Source organism: Streptomyces sp. NPDC017943, assembly GCF_044328425.1.
GTDB lineage: Bacteria > Actinomycetota > Actinomycetes > Streptomycetales > Streptomycetaceae > Streptomyces > Streptomyces djakartensis_A.
Genome location: NZ_JBIRHH010000005.1, coordinates 496530 through 515405 on the forward strand (window position 1 = coordinate 496530; position 18876 = coordinate 515405).

An 18876-nucleotide genomic window follows, 5' to 3' on the forward strand; every position below is an offset into this window, starting at 1 on the left:
GGCGCCATCTCATATCTGAGATAACCTCAACCCCATGGCAGACGACTACCTCGTACGCATCGGCAAGCTCATCCGTGACGCCCGGCAGCACCGGGGCTGGACCCAGTCGCAGCTGGCGGAGGCGCTCGGCACCAGCCAGAGCGCGGTCAACCGGATCGAGCGCGGCAATCAGAACATCAGCCTTGAGATGATCGCGCGGATCGGGGAAGCCCTCGACAGCGAGATCGTGTCCCTCGGCTACGCCGGTCCGATGCATCTGCGGGTCGTCGGCGGGCGGCGCCTGTCCGGTGCCATCGACGTGAAGACGAGCAAGAACGCGTGCGTGGCGCTGTTGTGCGCCTCCCTGCTCAACCAGGGGCGCACGGTGCTGCGCCGCGTCGCCCGCATCGAGGAGGTCTACCGCCTGCTGGAGGTGCTGGCGTCCATCGGCGTGCGCGCCCGCTGGATCAACGACGGCGTCGACCTGGAGATCGTGCCGCCGGCCGAGCTGAACCTCGCGTCGATCGACGCGGACGCCGCCCGCCGCACGCGCTCGATCATCATGTTCCTCGGCCCGCTGCTGCACCGCGCGGACCACTTCAAGCTGCCCTACGCCGGCGGCTGCGACCTCGGCACCCGCACGATCGAGCCGCACATGATCGCACTGCGCCGCTTCGGCCTGGACATCGCCGCGACCGAGGGGCAGTACCACGCGCAGGTGGACCGCTCGACCGTCCCGGACCGGCCCATCGTGCTGACCGAGCGCGGCGACACGGTGACCGAGAACGCGCTGCTGGCGGCCGCCCGGCACGACGGCACCACCGTCATCCGCAACGCCTCCTCCAACTACATGGTCCAGGACCTGTGCTTCTTCCTGGAGGCGCTGGGCGTCAAGGTCGACGGCATCGGCACCACCACGCTCACCGTGCACGGCGTGCCCACCATCGACGTCGACGTGGACTACTCCCCCTCCGAGGACCCGGTCGAGGCGATGAGCCTGGTGGCCGCGGCCGTCGTGACGGAGTCGGAGCTGACGGTGCGCCGCGTGCCCATCGAGTTCCTGGAGATCGAGCTGGCGGTCCTGGAGGAAATGGGGCTCGACCACGACCGCACGCCGGAGTACTTCGCCGACAACGGCCGCACCCGGCTGGTGGACCTCACCGTCCGGCCCTCCAAGCTGGAGGCGCCGATCGACAAGATCCACCCCATGCCGTTCCCCGGCCTGAACATCGACAACGTCCCGTTCTTCGCGGCCATCGCCGCGGTCGCCCAGGGCAAGACCCTCATCCACGACTGGGTCTACGACAACCGCGCGATCTACCTCACCGACCTGAACCGCCTCGGCGGCCGGCTGCAGCTGCTGGACCCCCACCGTGTCCTGGTCGAGGGCCCGACCCGCTGGCGCGCCGCCGAGATGATGTGCCCGCCGGCCCTGCGCCCCGCAGTGGTCGTCCTGCTGGCGATGATGGCGGCCGAGGGCACGTCGGTGCTGCGCAACGTGTACGTCATCAACCGGGGGTACGAGGACCTGGCGGAGCGGCTGAACTCGATCGGGGCGCAGATCGAGACGTTCCGGGACATCTGACCGGACAGAACCGCGGCACCTTCTCGCACCCTGCGCGCACGCCCGCGGGCAGGGGGCGAGAAGCGGTGCTTTCAGACATCCGCGGCACCTCCGACCGGACGGCGGACGCTCACCCGGAACCGCACCCCCCTCCCACCGCACCACCGGTGCCTCCCACCGCGCCACCGGTGTCACGGACTGCGCGAACGACTTCGGTGGTCCAGCGAATTCAGCCACCGAGCGCAGCACCCGGGGCACGTCCCGCCTTCCTCAGGACATTGCCGACCGCCATCCGCAACCCCTGTCGAGCAATTGACCGAAAGGCATCGGACAGCCCTCTGCCTGGCGACGTGATCGCGCCATCCGGCAGAGAGGGAAACGGAAGCGGAACTTCGCCACCGAACAGTTACGGAACACTGTCGGCAAAGCGAATATCTCCCGTCGCCAACCGACTGTTCCAGCAGGTGGGAGGCCTGTACTGGTCGGCCGTCGGCGGATCCCACCAGAACCCCTGGGTCGGCCGACGGGCCTGTGCTAACCTCGCCGACGGCTAGTGGGAAGAACGATCTGAAACGGGGGATGATCGTGACACGGGGGCGTGTGCTGGTCATTGGGGACAGCATCCGATTAGTGTCAAAGGCGAAGTCTGCGGGCGTGGATGTCGCCTATCTGCAAAAGCCTTCACAATTCGACCCGGAACTGATTCCGCACTGCGAGCAGCTCGCCCTGGTGGATTACCAGGACGTGCCCAGCGCCGTCGCGATGGCCACCGCGCTGCACCGGATCGCGCCGATCACACGGATCATCACGCAGACCGAGGCGGCCCAGCTGGTCGCCGGTCATCTCACCGACACCCTGGGCATCGCGGGCACTTCGGAACGATGTGCGCGGCTGCTGCACGACAAGGCCGCGATGCGGGCGCTGCTGAACGAGCGGGGCATCGGTCCCGTTCCCTACGCGGTCGATCCCACGCAGGCGGAACTCCGGGCGTTCGTCGCCTCCCACGGGGCGTCCATCGTCAAGCCGACCAAGGGTTCGGGCAGCCTCGGAGTGCGCCGGATCGAGACCGCCGAGGACGTCGACGCGGTGTGGGCCTGGTGCCAGGAGTTCGAACTCGGCGAGTTCCAGGTCGAGAAACTTCTGGTCGGGCCCGAACTGAGCGTGGAGGCCTTCTCCGAGGCGGGGCGGCACACGATCATCGCGGTGACCGCCAAGGAGACCGACAGCGGCACGGTGGAGCTGGGACACGTCACCCCGGCGCCCCTGGAGGGGGATCAGCTCGACCGGATCCGCGAGCTGACGGTACGGCTCCTCGACGCCGTCGGCCTGGAGGACGGCCCGTCGCACACGGAGATCATCCTCACCGACGAGGGGCCGCGGATCGTCGAGTCCCACACCCGTCGTGGAGGGGACCGGATCAACGACCTCGTCAGGATGGTGTACGGGGTCGACATGGAGGAGGCGACCTACCGCCTCGTCGGCGACGGTGCGCCCCTGGACGGTCGGCTGCACCCCGCGCGCGGCGCGGCCGCCATCCGTTTCCTCACCGCGACCCCGGGGGTCGTCACCTCCGTCACCGGCCTGGAGGCGGCGCGCGCCGTCGACGGGGTGGTCGAGGTGTCCGTGAGCGTGGAGACCGGCGACACCGTGCCCGAACTCCGCTGGTCGGACGATCGTTGCGGGCACGTCGTCGTCCATGCCGACGACGCCGGCGCCGCCGTGCGTCTGGCGCGCACGGCCGCCGCACACATCTCGATCGAGACCGAGCCCTTCAAGGGCGACTGTCCGGGCTCCGACGCGCCGGACACGCTCAGCTCGATCCTGCGTCCCTACGACGAGGTCTTCGACCCGTTCCACAAGGGCGTCACCGCATCCTGACCGCGCGGTCCGGGATCCGGCCCTCCGGCCGGGTCCCGCCGCAGCGGCCCCGCTGCGCCGGTCAGGCCGGCCCGGTCGTCGTGCCCGGACACGGACGGCGGCACTCCGCCCGTCCCCCGGACGGCACCGCACCGAGCACGCGTCCGGAACGCAGCGCGCCGGGCCCCGTGCGGCAGGGAGCGGATCCCTTGCATCCACATCACTCGTCACGTCGACGAGCCCACCATCGTTCTGAGTTTGGAGTGCGGTATGGCCGGGGAACCGGACACAGGCACAAGCATGCTCTCGTACACCCAGGAAAGCCTCTGGCTCTTTCAGCAGCTCGCCGGCTCCGACGAGCCCGCGTACAACGAGTCGGTGGCCTTCGAGACGTCCGGTGACCTCGATCCGGACGCGTTCTGCCGCGCGGTCCACGCCACCGTCCTGCGGCACGACGCCCTCCGTACGTCGTTCCACGAGACCCCCGGCGGGCCGCGGGCCCGCGTCCACCTCGCCGACGGGAACGCCCCGGCGGACACCACGGCCGTGGTCGACCTGCGGGACCTGTCCGGCGCCGAGGCCCGGTCCCGGGCGGAGGAGCTCCTCGCCGAGCACCACCGGCGGCCGTTCGACCTGGGCTCGGCACCCCTGCTGCGGGCGGTCGTGGTGGCGCTGCCGGGCAGCACCTGGCTGCTCGGCCTGACGGCCCATCACATCGTCGTCGACGACTGGAGCATCCGCCTGGTCCTCGACGAGATCGCGGAGAACTACCGGGCCCTGGTGGACGACGGACGCCTGCCCCGACGGCCCGTGTCCGGTGCCGCGTTCCGCGCCTTCGTCGCGGAGAGCCGGTCGGCGGACGCGGACGGGGGGCGGTCCGCCGCGGTCGAGCGCTGGCGCCGGTCGCTGGCCGACGCCCCGGACCTGCTCGGCATGCCGCTGGATCGTCCGCGCCCGGCCAGGCAGACGTTCCGCGGCGACAGCCTGACCCTCCGCATGCCCGGTGCGGACGTCGAACCGCTGCTGAAGGAGTGCGCCCGCACCTGCCGCAGCACCGCCTTCCCGGTGTTTCTCGCCGCGTACGCGCTGCTGCTGCACCGCTACACCCGGCAGGAAGGCTTCGCCATCGGCACCACGGTGCTGAACAGGCCGAACCCCGAGGACCTGGAACAGGTCGGGTGCTACGTCAACACCCTGCCCCTGTACGTGCCGGTGGACCCGGACGACACCTTCCGCACCCTGCTGTCCCACGCCCGGGAAGCCGCCGAGCGGCTGCTGGACGACGGCGACGCGCCCCTGCCGAAGGTGCTCGACGCGCTCGGTGCCCAGCGGGCCCGCAACCACAACCCCGTCTTCCAGACCATGCTCACGCTGCTCGACGGCCGTCCCTCCCTCGACCTCGGCCCCGGGTCGGCCTCCGTCCACCACCCCGTACGCCGCACCGCCGCCAAGTTCGACCTGATGCTGTACGTCAGCCGGGCGGACGACGCGTACGAGTTCGAGCTCGAGTTCAACACGGACCTGTTCACGCGGGACACCGCCGAGCGGCTCCTGCGCAACTACCTCCGGCTGCTGACCTCGCTGGCCGACGCCGGCGTCGACGCGCCGGTGGGCACCGTGTCGATGACGCGCGACGAAGAACGCGACCTGATTCTCGGCGACTGGAACGACACCCGCGTCGCCCACCCGCAGGGCACGGTCGCCGACGTCATCGAGGAACAGGTCCGGCGGAGTCCCGGCAGCCTGGCCGTCGAGTTCGACGGCGAGAGGTACACGTACGAGGAGCTGAACCGGCGGGCCAACCAGGTGGCGCACCGCATCCGCAGCACCCTCGGCACGACCGGGTCCGGCCCCTTCGTCGGGGTCTTCATGGAGCGCTCGGCGGAGATGGTCGTCGCGCTGCTCGCGATCGTCAAGGCGGGCTGCGCGTACGTCCCCATCGACCCCGAATACCCGGCCGCCCGCATCGAGTTCATGATCCAGGACGCCGGCGTCCCGCTGATCCTCACCCAGGAGCGCCACCGCGCCGCGCTCGGCGGCGCCGCCGCCCGGGTCCTCGTCCTGCCGGACGCGTCCCTGGACGGAGAGGACGACACCGATCCCGTCCGGGACCTCGGCCCCGACTCGCCCGTGTACATGATCTACACCTCGGGCTCCACCGGGCAGCCCAAGGGTGTGATCAACCGCCATGAGGCGCTGGCCAACCGGCTCCACTGGATGCAGTCGGCCTTCCCCTTGGCCGGCGGCGCCGCGGCGGACCGGGTGCTGCAGAAGACCCCGTACAGCTTCGACGTCTCGGTGTGGGAGTTCTTCTGGCCGCTGATGACCGGGGCCGCCATCGTCGTGGCCCGGCCCGGCGGGCACCGCGACCCCGACTACCTCAAGGAACTCATCCGGTCCCGGGGCGTGACGACCGTGCACTTCGTCCCCTCGATGCTGAACGTGTTCCTCGAGGCGGAGGAACTGGCCCGGTACTGCGGTCCGCTCAAGCGGGTCGTCTGCAGCGGCGAGGCGCTCCCGCGCAAGACCATCGAGGTCTTCGCCGCCACGCTCCCCTCCTGCGAACTGCACAACCTCTACGGCCCGACCGAGGCCGCGATCGACGTCTCGCACTGGCCCTGCCGGACCGACTACCCGGGAGAGCTCGTCCCGATCGGCAAGCCCATCGACAACGTGCGGCTCTACGTCCTGGACCGGGATCTGCGGCTCCAGCCGATCGGTGTTCCGGGCGAGCTGTGCATCGGCGGTGTCGCCGTGGCGACCGGGTACCACCGGCGCGACGACCTCAACGCGCGGATGTTCGTCCCCGACCCCTACGGAACGGAACCGGGCGCCCGCCTCTACCGCACCGGCGACCTGGCCCGGTTCCTGCCGGACGGTCAGATCCAGTACCTGGGACGCATCGACAACCAGGTCAAGCTGCGCGGTCTGCGGGTCGAGCCGGACGAGATCGCCGCGGTCATGCGCGACCTGCCCGCCGTCCAGGACGCGGCCGTGATCGTGGACACCTCGGGTCCCACGCAGGCACTGGCGGCCTACGTCGTGAGCTCCGCGTTCGACCCCGAGGACCTGCGGGCCCGGCTGCGCACGCTGCTGCCCGAGTTCCTCGTGCCGCACTACCTCGTCGAGGTCCCGCGGCTGCCCACCACACCCAACGGCAAGCTGGACCGGCGTGCGCTGCCGGCGCCGACGGCCCACCCGGCACCGGCCGGCCAGGCCGTGCGGCCGCTCACCACCACCGCCGAACAGGACGTGGCCCGAGCCTGGACGGAGGTCCTCGGACTACGGGCACCGGTCGGCGCGGACAGCAACTTCTTCGCCCTCGGCGGAGACTCGATCACGGCCTTGCGCGTCAGTTCCCGGCTGCGTGCGGCAGGGTACGAGGTCAACCTGCGCGAGGTGTTCGCGCACACCACGATCGCGGAACTCGCCGCCTCGCTGCCCCGCCGGGACCCGGCGTCACCGGAACCGGCGGTCACCGAGGCGTTCGGGCTGCTGTCGGAGGACGACAGGCGGGCGCTCCCGGCGGCGGTGGAGGACGCCTGGCCGCTGACGAAGCTCCAGTCGGGCATGATCTACCACTCGCTGCTCGACGAGACCTCGCCCGTCTACCACGACATCTTCGACTACGAGTTGGCCGGCGTGGCCGATCCGGCCGGACTGACCCGTGCCGTGCGGGAGACCGTGGCCCGCCATCCCCAACTGCGGTCGCTCTTCGATCTGGAGCACTACGACGAACCGCTCCAGGTGGTGCTCCGCCCGGACGCGGCCGTGGCCGTACCGTCCGTGGAGGTCGTGGATCTCACCGGACTGCCCGTCACCGCGCAGGACGGGGTGATCGAGGGGTGGATCGAGGACGAGAAGCACCGCCCGCTGGACCTCGGCAGGCCGCCCCTGCGCTTCCGCGTCCACCTGCGGGGAGAGGGCCGGGTCAATCTGGCCTTCTCGTTCCACCACCTGATCCTGGACGGGTGGAGCGTCGCCCTCGTCGTCGAGGAGATCCGGCGCCGCTGCGCCGGGCTCCCCGCAGGCCCGGCGGCCGGGGACACCCCGGATCCCGGCTACGGCACCTACGTGGCGCTGGAGCGTGCGAGCGCACGGCGTCCGGCGGACCGGGACGCCTGGCACGGCATGCTCGACGGCTTCTCCGCCACCCTGCTGGCCGGCGACCTCGGCTCCGCGGCGCCGTCGGCGATCGAGACGGCCGTGCTGGAGCGGGCCGTTCCCTCCGAGCTGGAGGAGCGGCTGCGCGGGAGCGCCGCGGCCCGCGGTCTGCCGCTCAAGTCGCTGTACCTGGCAGCGCACTGCGCCGCTCTGGCGAGTCTGACCGGCCGTTCGCGCCTGATCACCGGGCTGGTCGGCAACGGTCGTCCGGAGGTGCCCGGCGGTAGCGAGATGGTCGGCCTGTTCCTCAACACCCTTCCGCTGCCCGTCGAGGTGGGCGAGCCGGACGACGCGGGCCTGCCGGCCTCGGTCTTCGAGCGGGAGCGGGCGCTCGTCCCGCTCCAGCGGTTCCCCCTCGCCGACATCGAGCGGCAGCACGGGGGAGCGCTCTTCGACGTGGTCTTCAACTACACCGACTTCCGCTCCTACGCGCCGGCCGGCGACCAGGGGGAGGCGGTGTCGATCGAGAGCGCCCGGTACTTCGAGCTCACCAGCTTCCCGATGACGGTCCATGTGCACCGCGACCACTTCGCCGGAGGGACGGAGCTGGCCGTGTCCCACGACGCGGCGCGGATCAAGACCTCGACGGCGGAGCAGTACGCAGGCGAGTTCCTCGCCGCTCTGGAACGGTACGCGGGGCAGGAGCCGGCCGACGGTGCCGCGCTCGCCGCGGAGCGTGCCGTCTGCGCGATCATCGCGAAGGTGGTCGGCAGCGAGACGATCGGGGTGGAGGAGAACTACCTCGACGCGGGAGTGGACTCGATCAGCTCCATCCGCATCCTCGCCAAGCTGCGCCGGAGCCACCCCGGTGCCGAACTGCGGGACGTCATGGAGGCGCGCACGGTACGGGCCCTCGTCCGCAGGCTGGCGGCGTCCGGGCCCGGGACCACGGGGACGGCGGGCGGCACCCAGGACACCTCGGGCGCGTCGCGGGACGGGCTCGCCCCGGGAGTGGTCGACGCCTATCCGCTCACCACCACCCAGCTGCGGATGATCAGGGCGACGCGGCGGGATCCCGCGCAGTCCGCCTACCACGACGTGTTCGCCTACTCCGTGGCGCTGCCCCTGGACGCCGGGCTGCTGCGGGCCGGGTTGCGGCGGATGATGGAGTCCTGCGAGACCCTGCGAGCCGCCGTCGACCTGGCGGCGCCCGTTCCCCGGCAGCTCGTGTACGCCTCGGTCGAACCCGATCTCACCGTGGTCGACGCCGTGGACGACCCCTCGGCGCCCGACGAGTGGTTCGCGAGGGAACGCGGTTCGGGCTTCCAGTGGGAGCGTCCCGGTCTCATACGTTTCGCGGCACACCGCACGGCGCCGGACGGCTTCGTGCTGTCGATGAGCTTCCACCACGCGGTCGTCGACGGCTGGAGCCTCTCCCTGCTCGTGCGGGACCTCCTTCTCTCCTACGCCTCCCGGGCCGGGGGCGCCGGAGCGGTGTCCGGGGACGGGCCCGTCCGGTCCGGCGGAGCGGCCGGCTCGTTCCGCGCCTACGCCCTGGCCGAGGCCGCGGCCCGCACCTCCGCCGAGTCGCGCGCGTTCTGGCGCGACGTGCTCGCGGGCCACCCGGGAGCACGGCTGCCCCAGCACCCGTCCGACGGCGGATCCCGCTGGGCCGAGGCGACCGTCGTCCTGCCGGCCGAGCGGGAGGGCAGGCTGCGCGAGATCGCGCGCGGAACGGGCCACCCGCTCAAGTACCTGCTGCTGGCGGCACATGTGAAGGTGCTGGCCCTGGCCACGGGCGAACCGGACGTCCTGACGGGGGTGTTCACGCACGGTCGCCCCGAGACCGACGACGCGCAGGACCTGGTCGGGATGTTCCTCAACTTCCAGCCGCACCGGGTCCGGGTCGGGAACCAGACGTGGCCGGAGCTCATCGACCAGGTGTTCGCGTTCGAGATGCGCGCCCTCGCCCACCGCCGCTGCGCCGCGAGCGGCGACAGCCCCGACGACTGGCCCCGCTACTCCGCGCTGTTCAACTACACGGACTTCCCGGCGTACACGGACGCCCACGGCGGTGGGCACCTCACCGGTGTCCGGTGGTTCGAGCACACGGACGCGCCGTACCTCGCCACCGTGGGCCGCGACCCGGACGGTGGCGCGCTGGAGATCACCCTCAACGCCGACGGCCGGCTCCTCCCGCAGCGCGTGGTCGACGGACTGGGGCGGCTGTACGAGGCGGTCCTGACGCAGATCGCCGACGACCCCGGCGGCTCCGTCGGCGACACCACCGACCTGATCGAGACGTGTGTGGACGGCGTCGGCGCGCGCCGCCAGCCGTCCGCCTGAAAGGGAACCGAGGCAACACCGTGAACACCTTCCGAAACCCCCAGGGGATCGCGGCGCCACTCGCCGCGTACTCGCACCAGGCCGAGATCACCGGGCCGGTCCGGTGGCTCGTGATCTCCGGCCAGATCGGCATGACCCCCGCCGGAGAGCTGCCCGACGACCCGGTCGAGCAGCTCGGCGTCGCACTGGACAACGTCACGGCCAACCTCCGGGCGGCGGGCATGCGCCACGAGGACCTGGTCAAGCTGACGTTCTACTTCGCCGGCGAGATCGACCTGGAGCGCCGGCGCCGCCGGATGGGTGAGTGGCTGGGCGACCTGCGCCCCTGCATGACCGTCATGACGGTGGCCGCACTGGCCACGCCCGCGCTGCGCGTCGAGGTCGAGGCGCTCGCGTGCACCGAGGACACCACGGCGACACAGAGGAGCGAACAGCAGTGATCACGCAGACGACTCTGGAAGGCGTCCACACCTTCGAGCAGCCGGACGGGGACGTCACGCACTACCGGCGGTGGGGCTCCGAGACCGCTGCCGACCTCGTGGTGATGCTCCACGGGGGCATGAGCCACGCGGGTTGGCAGGCGCCGCTCGGGGCCGGACTGGCCCGGCTCGGCCACGATGTCGCCTTCCTCGCCGTCGACCTGCGCGGTTCGGGGCTCAACGCCCTGCGCGGGCACATCCCGGACGGCGACCTGGCCGTGCGGGACATCGAGCTGCTGCTCGGCAGCCTCAAGGAGGCCCGCCCCGCGACCCGCCTCCACCTGGCCGGCTGGTGCTTCGGCGCCCAGGTCGCGACGGTCGCCGCGGCCGGGCTCGCGGACCGCGACGTGCTCGCGAGCCTGCTCATGGTCTGCCCCGGCTTCTTCTTCAACGACCGCTACTCCGACGTCCTGGACCGCTCGATCGACGCCGCCCTGGACGTCGTCGAGGAGCTCGGCATCACCGTCGAGGCGACGCGCCCGTTCATCAGGGTGCCGCTGCGGCCGTCCGACTTCACCGATCGGGCGGAGTGGCTGGCGGCCATCGAGGACGACAAGCTGAAGCTCTCGCACGTGACGGCCGGCACGATCGACGCCTGGGAGGCCATCGCCGTCAAGTCCGAGACGGAGTACGGGCGCATCGGGCGGCTGCCGGTGCGGGCGGTGTTCGGCACCCGGGACAAGCTGGTCGACAACGGCCGCGTGCGCGACTTCCTGCGCAGTCACCCCGATCTGCAGACGCGCGACCTCGACGCCGGCCATGCCGTCCACTTCGAGGAGACGGAGGCCCTCACGCGCCTGGTCGCGGGCTTCGTGGCCGAGCTGAAGCGATGAGCACGGGAGTCGCGCGCTACCGCACGGTCCTGGCGACCCCGGGGGCGTGGGGGTTCTTCCTGCCCGGCATGCTCGCCCGGTTCCCGCTGGGGATGACCGGCATCAGCATCCTGCTGTTCGTCTCGGCCACGCGGGGCAACTACGGCACCGCGGGGGCGCTGTCGGCCGTCTCCGCGGTCGGGTACGCGGTGGCCGCGCCGCAACTGGCCCGGGTGGCCGACCGGGTGGGGCAGCGGAAGGTGCTGCTCTCCTGCGCGGTGCTGTGCGCGGTCAGCGGTGGCGCGTTCGTGGTGAGCACGCTGAGGGACGGGACCCCGCTGTGGGTCCTGTTCGTCACGGCGGCGCTGACGGGTGCGGCGACTCCCGCCTTCGGTTCGATGGTCCGGGCACGCTGGAGCGCCCTGCTGGAGGGCTCGTCGTTGAAGGGGACGGCCTTCGCGCTGGAGTCCCTGGTCGACGAGCTGGTCTTCATCGTCGGCCCGGTGATCGCCACCTCGCTCGCCGTCGGGGTGAGCCCGGCGGCGGGTCTCGTCAGCGCGCTCGTCCTGGTGTGCGGTGGCAGTGTCCTGCTCGCGCTCAGCCGGCGCACGGAGCCGCAGCGCAAGCCCGGGCCGCGGGCCGGCAGGAGCGCCCTGTTCCTGGGGCCGGTCGCTCTCGTGGCGGCACTGAACCTGTGTTTCGGCGGCATGTGGGGCTCAATCGACATCGCCACCGTCGCGTTCTCCGACGAGAAGCACCAGCCGTTCATGACGGGCATCCTGCTGGGGATCTACGCGATCGGCAGCTCGGTGGCGGGAGTGGTCTACGGCGCGCGCGAGTGGTCGGCCCCGCTGCCGCGGATCCTGTGGGTCTCGACGTTGGTCATGGCGGTCGGGATCCTGCCGATGCTCGTGGTCGACAACTTCGCCGGGGCCGGCGTCGTGCTCCTGCTGGCCGGATCGAGCTCCTGCCCGGCCATGATCGTCGCCATGATGCTGGTCGTGGACGGTGTGCCCGCCTCGCACCGCACGGAGGCGCTGGCCTGGCAGTCCACGGCCCTCTGGCTGGGGGTGTCCATCGGCTCGTCGGTGAGCGGCCACGTCGCCGATTCCCGCGGTGCGCAGGCCGCCTACGCCTTCGCGGCCCTGTGCGGGGGGATCGGCTTCCTGGTCGCCCTGTCCGCCGGCCGCCGGCTGCGGCCCGCGCACGCCGAGCCCGAGGACGCCCCGGCCGCCGACGACCGTCCGAACCTTCCCACCGAGTCAGGTGTCCGATGACCTCCATCAGCATCATCCGTCCTGCCGTCTCCACCGCCGCCTCCCCGCCGGTGGCCGACCGGATCGCCGCGAGGGCCGGGCACCCCGACCCGGCCGTCCGCGAGCGTGTCGCCCTGCGGACCGCCGACACGGCGGTCACCTACGCCGAGCTGGCGGATCGCGCGCGGACGTCCGCCGCCGAGCTGGCGTCGCTCGGCGTGGGCGCCGGCGACGTCGTCGGGCTGTGCCTGCCCTCCGGCCCGGGGACGATCGTCGCCATGCTGGCCTGCTGGCATCTCGGCGCCGCCTTCCTGCCCATGGACGCCGCGGCCCCGGACGCCTACCGGGACCGGCTGCTCGGCCGTTCGGGAGCCAGGGCCGTGGTCGACGCCGGCGGCCCCCGCGCCCTCGTGGGCACGGCTTCTCCCCCGCGTCCGGCGATCGGCCCGTCCGGTGACCGGGCGGCCTACGTCATCTACACCTCCGGATCGACCGGCACCCCCAAGGGCGTGCTCGTCGGCCAGGACGCCCTCGCCGAGCACGCCACCGGCATCGGCGACCTTCTGCGACTGCGCGGCGACGACACCGTGCTGCAGTTCGCCGGACTCGGCTTCGACGTCGCCCAGGAGGAGATCTGGCCGACGCTCGCCGTCGGAGGCACGGTGGCCTTCCTGAACACCCCGGACCGTGCCCTGAGCCCGGCGGAGCTCGCCCGCCGGGTGCGGGACCTGGGCGTGACCGTGCTCCAGCTGCCCACCGCGTACTGGCGCCTGCTCTGCGCCCAGATGCAGGGGCGGGACGGCACCGGCCCCTCCTTCGAGGGCGTGCGCACCGTCGTCATCGGCGGCGAGGCGGCGGTCACGACGGACGTGCGGGCGCACCGCGACGGACCGCTGGGCCACAGCACGCTGGTCAACGGCTACGGCCCGACCGAGACGGTGGTGACCTGCACGGCGTTCGTCCTGCGGCCGGAGGAGCCGGTCCCGGCGACGACCGGGCTGCCCATCGGCGGGCCGGTGGGCGCCCGCCGGCTGTACGTCCTGGACGCCGACGGGCGCCCCTGTGAGGACGGCAGCCCCGGTGAGCTGTGGGTCGGCGGGAGTCCGCTCGCCCACGGGTACCTCGACGACCCGACGCGCACGGCGGAGCGCTTCCGTCCCGACCCGTTCGCCGCGGTGGCCGACGCGCGGATGTACCGCACCGGGGACCAGGTCGTACGCCACGCCGAGGGTGCCCTGGAGTTCCTCGGCCGTCTGGACAACCAGGTCAAGGTCCGGGGCTACCGGATCGAACTCGACGACGTGGACCGGCACTTGACCGCCACTCCGGGCGTCACCGGCGCCGCCGCCGTGGCGCTCGACGACGGGACCGGGACCGGCGGGCGCGTCCTGGCCGCCGCGCTCTCGGTGACCACGGGCGGCCCGACGGCCGAGCAGATACGCGAGGACCTGCGCGGACGCCTGCCCTCCCACCTGGTCCCGGGTCTGATACGGGTCCACGACCGGCTCCCGCTGACCGGCTCCGGCAAGATCGACCGCCGCGCCGTGGCGGCGCTCCTCACGCAGGAGTACGCGGCGCCCGTGCCGCAGACGACCACCGCGTCCGGTGCGGCCCGGGACGGCTCTGCGGAGCAGGACGACCAACTCGCCCTGCTGCTGGACCTGGTGCGGGCCCAGCTCCGCATCCCCGCCTTCGGGCCCGACGACGACTTCCTGGCCCAGGGCGGCGACTCGCTCGCCGCCCTGCGGGTGAGCTCCGCGATGCGGGAACGCGGGTGGCGCCTGCGGCCGTCGGACCTGCTGACGGCGCGCGACGCACGCTCCGCCGCGGCCAGTGTCGTGCGGTGCTGAGGAGGAGGCGGTGCCGGTCGACGAGCGGCAGCCGCACGAGCGCCTCGGCACACCCCGGCAGATCACAGCCCGGCACACCAGAGCGCGGCGCAGAAGAGCACGTTGACCGACACACCGAGGGAGAGGTTCGATGACAGCCGTGTCCGTCCATGACCAGTTGGCGGCCTGGATAGAGAGCGAGGAGTTCTCCTGCCTGGGGGCGAAGTCGGCCCTGCGCCGCGGGAGCCTGCGTCAGGTCCAGGTGGGTGCCATGGGCACCGGGAGTGCGACGACGGCGCTCCACGACGCCCTCACGGAGTTCGTTTCGCGCGACCTGGCCCCCGAGCAGAACTTCGCCACCGTCGTCGCGGTCTTCGACGGGCCGCTGGGGCTCACGGAGCCGGACTTCCACACCCTGCTGTGGCGGCAGCTGACCGAGCTGCACGCCGTGGACGCCGAGCGCGGTTTCGCCTGGGCGGAGGGTGCGGATCCGGATCCCGCCTCCCCGCGGTTCGGTTTCAGCGTGGCAGGACACCCGTTCTTCATCGTGGGCCTGCACGAGAACGCGTCGCGGGTCACCCGCCGCTTCCCGTTCCCCGCGATGGCGTTCAACTCCCACCACCAGTTCAAGCGCCTGGTGGACAACGGCGTCTACCAGGGCCTGCAGCACCGCATCCGTGAGCGCGACATGCGCCTGCAGGGTTCCATCAACCCGAACCTCGCCGAGTTCGGCGAGGCCTCCGAGGCGCGTCAGTACTCCGGTATGCGCACGGACGCGCACTGGCGCTGCCCGTTCGCCCCCGAGTCCGGTGCGGCCGCGGGCGCGCAGCCGGTCACGCGGCGGCCCGACGCGTGAGCGGTGCGCACGGCTCCGTGCTCAGCGTCAACGTCGGCCGGGCCCGCGCGGTGGCCTTCACGGACGCTCCGGGCGGCGCGACCGGAATCGACAAACGGCCGGTCGACGGGCCGGTCCGGGTGGCCCCCGCGGGGCCACCCGGCCTCGCGGGCGGCGGGGTCCGTGGTGACACGGTCTGCGACCTGCGCTTCCACGGCGGTGCCGATCGCGCCGTGTACGCCTTCGCCCGCGAGGATCTGGACGGCTGGCAGCGGGAGCTGGGACGGGTCCTGGGCAACGGTTCCTTCGGCGAGAACCTGACGGTCCTCGGCATGGACCTGCGCGACGCGCTGGTCGGGGAACGGTGGCGGGTCGGTCCCTCCACCGTCCTGGAGGTGACCGGCGGACGCATCCCCTGCCGTACTTTCGCCGGCTGGCTCGGCGAGAAGGGCTGGGTGCGCCGATTCACGCAGGCGGCGTCGCCGGGCGCCATGCTCCGCGTCATCGAGGCAGGCGACATCCGCGCGGGCGACCGCATCGCCGTCGTGCACCGCCCGGACCACGACGTCACCGTCTCCCGTCTGTTCCGCGCGGTGACGCTGGAGCGGGCCCTGCTGCCGGACGTACTGGTCGCCGCCCCCTGGATGGAGCGCGAGCAACGGGAGATCGCTCAGCGGTACACCGGCAAGTACCGCGCCGGCAAGGGCCGGTGACCCGCCGCCGGTCAGCGGCCTCGCCCGCCCGGACGACCGCCCCGGGACCCGTCCGGCGAGGGCGACCGGCTGCACGGGGTGCCCCTCCGGGCGGTGGGGGCGCGTAGTGGGCGCCCGGCGCGCGCCGCCCCCGGGCGTCGTGATCCGCTTCGCACCGGCCGCGGGAGGGGCCCCGGCCTTGCAGGGCGTAAAGCGACCGGGGAATGGATAGGGGTCATACGGCGACACACGGGGAGTGTCCGACGTGCCCGGACATCGGGCCCAGCGGCTTCAGGGGAGGGAGCGCGCATGGACGGCCGGCCGTTGTACGTCGAACCACCGCCGGAGCCCTTGTACCTCGCACCACGGCTGGAGCCGCGGCTCCGGTCGCTCATGGCGGCGCACGGGACGCTGCACACGCTCGCCGACGCGTTCGGCTCGCCCCTGCACGTCGTGGTGCCCGACCAGATCGCGGAGAACGTGGAGGGCTTCCGGTCGGTGTACCGGACGCACCGGCTGCCGGGGCAGATCTTCTACGCCCACAAGGCCAGCCGCTCCAGCGCCCTGCTGCGGCGGCTCGCGGCGACGGACGCGGGCGTGGACGTGGCCTCGCTCGGCGAGCTGCAGCACGCGCTCGGGGCCGGTTTCGACGCGCGGCGGATCACGGCCACGGGCCCCAAGAACCCCGAGTTCCTGTGGCTGGCGGCCCGTACGGGCGTCACCGTCAGCGCCGACTCCGCCGCGGAGCTGGAGCAGGTGGCGGCGCTGGTGCGCAAGCACGCCCTGCCAACGGTGCCCGTGCTGCTGAGACTGTCGGGGTTCGAGGCTCCGGGGGTGCGGGTGCTGAGCCGCCGCAGTCGTTTCGGTACGCCCGTCCGGGAGTTGGCGCTGCTGCTGGAGACGGTCGAGCGGCACGGCGACGCGATGGAGGCGACCGGGGTGGCCTTCCACCTCGACACCACGAGCGTCGCGGAGAAGGCCGTCGCCCTGGAGGGGTGCCTGGTGGCGCTGGAGGCGTTCCGCAGCCGGGGGCTGCGGCCCCGCGCGGTCGACATCGGCGGCGGGTTCGGCGTCAGCTACCTCGCCGAGCGGGAGCAGTGGGAGGCGTACACGACGGAGCTCACCGCGGCCGTCCTGGGCCGCCGCCCGCCGCTGGCCTGGGGCGGTCACGGGTACGGGCTGCGCGAGGAGTCCGGCACCCTGCGCGGCACGCTCGGTCTGTACCCGGCGTACCGGCCCGTCGCGGGCGCGGCCTACCTCGACGAACTGCTCGGCCGGCCCGCCGCCGCGCTGGGCGGCCGGCCGCTGGCCTCGCTGCTGCTGGAGCACCTGTACGACCTGCACACCGAGCCCGGCCGGGCCCTGCTCGACCAGTGCGGGCTGACGCTGGCGCGCGTGCTGGAGGTGCGCGCCCAGGACGGCGGCGGCCCGCTGCTCGTCCGGCTGGCCGCGAAGGCGGACGACATCGCCCTGGAGGACCACGGCGTGCTGGTGGACCCGGTCGTCGTCCCCCGGGGCGCCGCCGGAGCCGCCGAGGAGCGGCCCGTCGCCGTCCATCTCTTCGGGAGTCTGTGCCTGGAGTCGGATTTGATCACCCGGCGCACGGTCTTCCTGCCGCGCCGTCCCGAGCCGGGTGACCTGCTGGCCTTCGCCAACACCGCCGGATACGCGATGGACTTCCACGCCACCGGCGCCCAACTGCAGCCCACCGCACGGAAGGTCGCCGCCTGGCAGGACGGCGACCACTGGCGGTGGTGTCTCGACGAGCAGTTCTGGCCGACCACGCCCTCGGGGGGAGTCCTGTGAGGTACGACAGCATCACCGAGGCGATAGGCAACACGCCGCTGGTGCGGATCGACCCTGCCGTGCACGGGCTGCGCCACATCGACCTGTACGCCAAGCTCGAGATGCTCAACCCCTTCGGCTCGGTGAAGGACCGGGCCGCCTGGAGCATGGCGGAGCCGCTGCTGGCCGAGGCGGCCGCACGGGGCAGCCAGGTGGTGGAGTTGTCCAGCGGCAACACGGCGAAGGCCCTGGCGGTCATCGCGGGCATGCACGGGCTGGGTTTCCGGAGCGTGACCAACCGCATGCGGGTGCCGGAGATCAGGGACCTCCTGCTGCTGCTCGGGGCGCGGATCGAGGAACTGCCCGGCCAGAGCGAGTGCCTGGACCCGACCGCCGCGGACGACCCGCTGACGCAGTTCCACCGGACCCTGTCCGCCTCGGGCGACTCGTACCTGCACACCGACCAGTACTTCAACGCGCGCAACACCGAGGCGCATCTCACCGGCACCGGCCCCGAGATCGTGAAGGACCTGGACGGCAGGGTCCCGGACTGGTTCGTCGCCTGCGTGGGCACGGCGGGCTCGTCCACGGGCGTCGCCCGGGCGCTGCGCGCGGAGGACCCGTCGGTGCGCGTGGTCGGCCTGGTCGCGGCCAAGTCCGACTTCATCCCCGGCATCCGCACCATCGACGAGGTGCAGGAGGTCGGCCTGTTCGACCCGGACACCTACGACACGATGGACTCGGTGACGGCGGACGAGGCCATCGAGGGGATGCTCACGCTCAACCGCCGCTGCGGCATCCTGGGCGGCCCGACCGGTGGCGCGGCCTACTTCGGCGCCGTCCGCCACCTGCGCGCCCTGGACGACGAGCAGGCCGGGCGGCGGACCGCGGTGTTCATCGTCTGCGACCGGGTGGAGAGCTACGTCGGCTACGTCCGGGAGCGCCGGCCGGACCTGCTGGGCCGGCCGGCCCGGAGGAACGCGGCGGAGGACCTGACCGAGGCCGAGGTCGCCGGGGCGGCGACGGTCACCGTGGACGAGGCGCGGCGCTGGATCGGGACCGGTGCGCCGCTCGTCGTGGACCTGCGCAGCCCCTTCGCCTACGCGGCGCTGCACATCGACGGATCGGTGAACATCGTCGACGAGCTGTTCGCCGAACTCGCCCGCGGCGGCCTGCCGTTCAGCCGCAGCCGCCCGGTCCTGCTGGCCTGTCCGGTCGGTGAGCGGTCCGCCCGGTACGCGGCGCTGCTGACCCGCATGGGCCACCCGGACGTGCGCAGCCTGGCCGGCGGCATCATCGCCTGGCGGGACGCGGGCGCGCCCCTGGTGCGGGACTGAC

Annotated in this window: 11 protein-coding genes; all 11 read left to right on the forward strand. The window is 72.6% G+C overall.

Going from position 1 to position 18876, the window contains the following annotated elements; genetic code table 11:
* Positions 1–34: 34 nt before the first annotated feature.
* The 11 genes from ACH4C6_RS19140 (at position 35) to ACH4C6_RS19190 (ending at position 18875) form a co-directional block, all read left to right on the forward strand.
* Positions 35–1564 (forward strand): helix-turn-helix domain-containing protein, encoded by a 1530-nt coding sequence (locus ACH4C6_RS19140; protein ID WP_398109750.1) that lies wholly within the window; start codon positions 35–37, stop codon positions 1562–1564.
* 609 nt (positions 1565–2173) lie between these two features.
* Complete coding sequence (locus tag ACH4C6_RS19145; protein ID WP_398109751.1) at positions 2174–3421, forward strand: ATP-grasp domain-containing protein; 1248 nt, start codon at positions 2174–2176, stop codon at positions 3419–3421.
* Between the two features lie 279 nt (positions 3422–3700).
* A complete protein-coding gene (locus tag ACH4C6_RS19150) occupies positions 3701–9850 on the forward strand; it encodes an amino acid adenylation domain-containing protein (protein ID WP_398109752.1) in 6150 nt (2049 codons plus the stop codon).
* 20 nt (positions 9851–9870) lie between these two features.
* On the forward strand, positions 9871–10290 hold the full coding sequence (locus ACH4C6_RS19155) for a RidA family protein (protein ID WP_398109753.1): 420 nt from the start codon (positions 9871–9873) through the stop codon (positions 10288–10290).
* Positions 10287–11162, forward strand: coding sequence for an alpha/beta hydrolase (locus tag ACH4C6_RS19160; protein ID WP_398109754.1), 876 nt, complete (start codon positions 10287–10289; stop codon positions 11160–11162). The genes ACH4C6_RS19155 and ACH4C6_RS19160 overlap by 4 nt, the downstream gene beginning before the upstream one ends.
* Positions 11159–12418 (forward strand): MFS transporter, encoded by a 1260-nt coding sequence (locus ACH4C6_RS19165; RefSeq protein ID WP_398109755.1) that lies wholly within the window; start codon positions 11159–11161, stop codon positions 12416–12418. Before ACH4C6_RS19160 ends, ACH4C6_RS19165 begins: the two co-directional genes overlap by 4 nt.
* A complete protein-coding gene (locus tag ACH4C6_RS19170) occupies positions 12415–14247 on the forward strand; it encodes a non-ribosomal peptide synthetase (RefSeq protein ID WP_398109756.1) in 1833 nt (610 codons plus the stop codon). Before ACH4C6_RS19165 ends, ACH4C6_RS19170 begins: the two co-directional genes overlap by 4 nt.
* Before the next feature lie 130 nt (positions 14248–14377).
* Entirely contained in the window at positions 14378–15082 is a 705-nt protein-coding gene (gene gntA / locus ACH4C6_RS19175; protein WP_398109757.1) for a guanitoxin biosynthesis heme-dependent pre-guanitoxin N-hydroxylase GntA, read from the forward strand.
* Entirely contained in the window at positions 15079–15774 is a 696-nt protein-coding gene (locus ACH4C6_RS19180) for an MOSC domain-containing protein (protein ID WP_398109758.1), read from the forward strand. Before gntA ends, ACH4C6_RS19180 begins: the two co-directional genes overlap by 4 nt.
* Before the next feature lie 288 nt (positions 15775–16062).
* A complete protein-coding gene (locus ACH4C6_RS19185) occupies positions 16063–17559 on the forward strand; it encodes a Y4yA family PLP-dependent enzyme (protein ID WP_398109759.1) in 1497 nt (498 codons plus the stop codon).
* Complete coding sequence (locus ACH4C6_RS19190; RefSeq protein WP_398109760.1) at positions 17556–18875, forward strand: pyridoxal-phosphate dependent enzyme; 1320 nt, start codon at positions 17556–17558, stop codon at positions 18873–18875. Before ACH4C6_RS19185 ends, ACH4C6_RS19190 begins: the two co-directional genes overlap by 4 nt.
* Position 18876 lies beyond the last annotated feature (1 nt).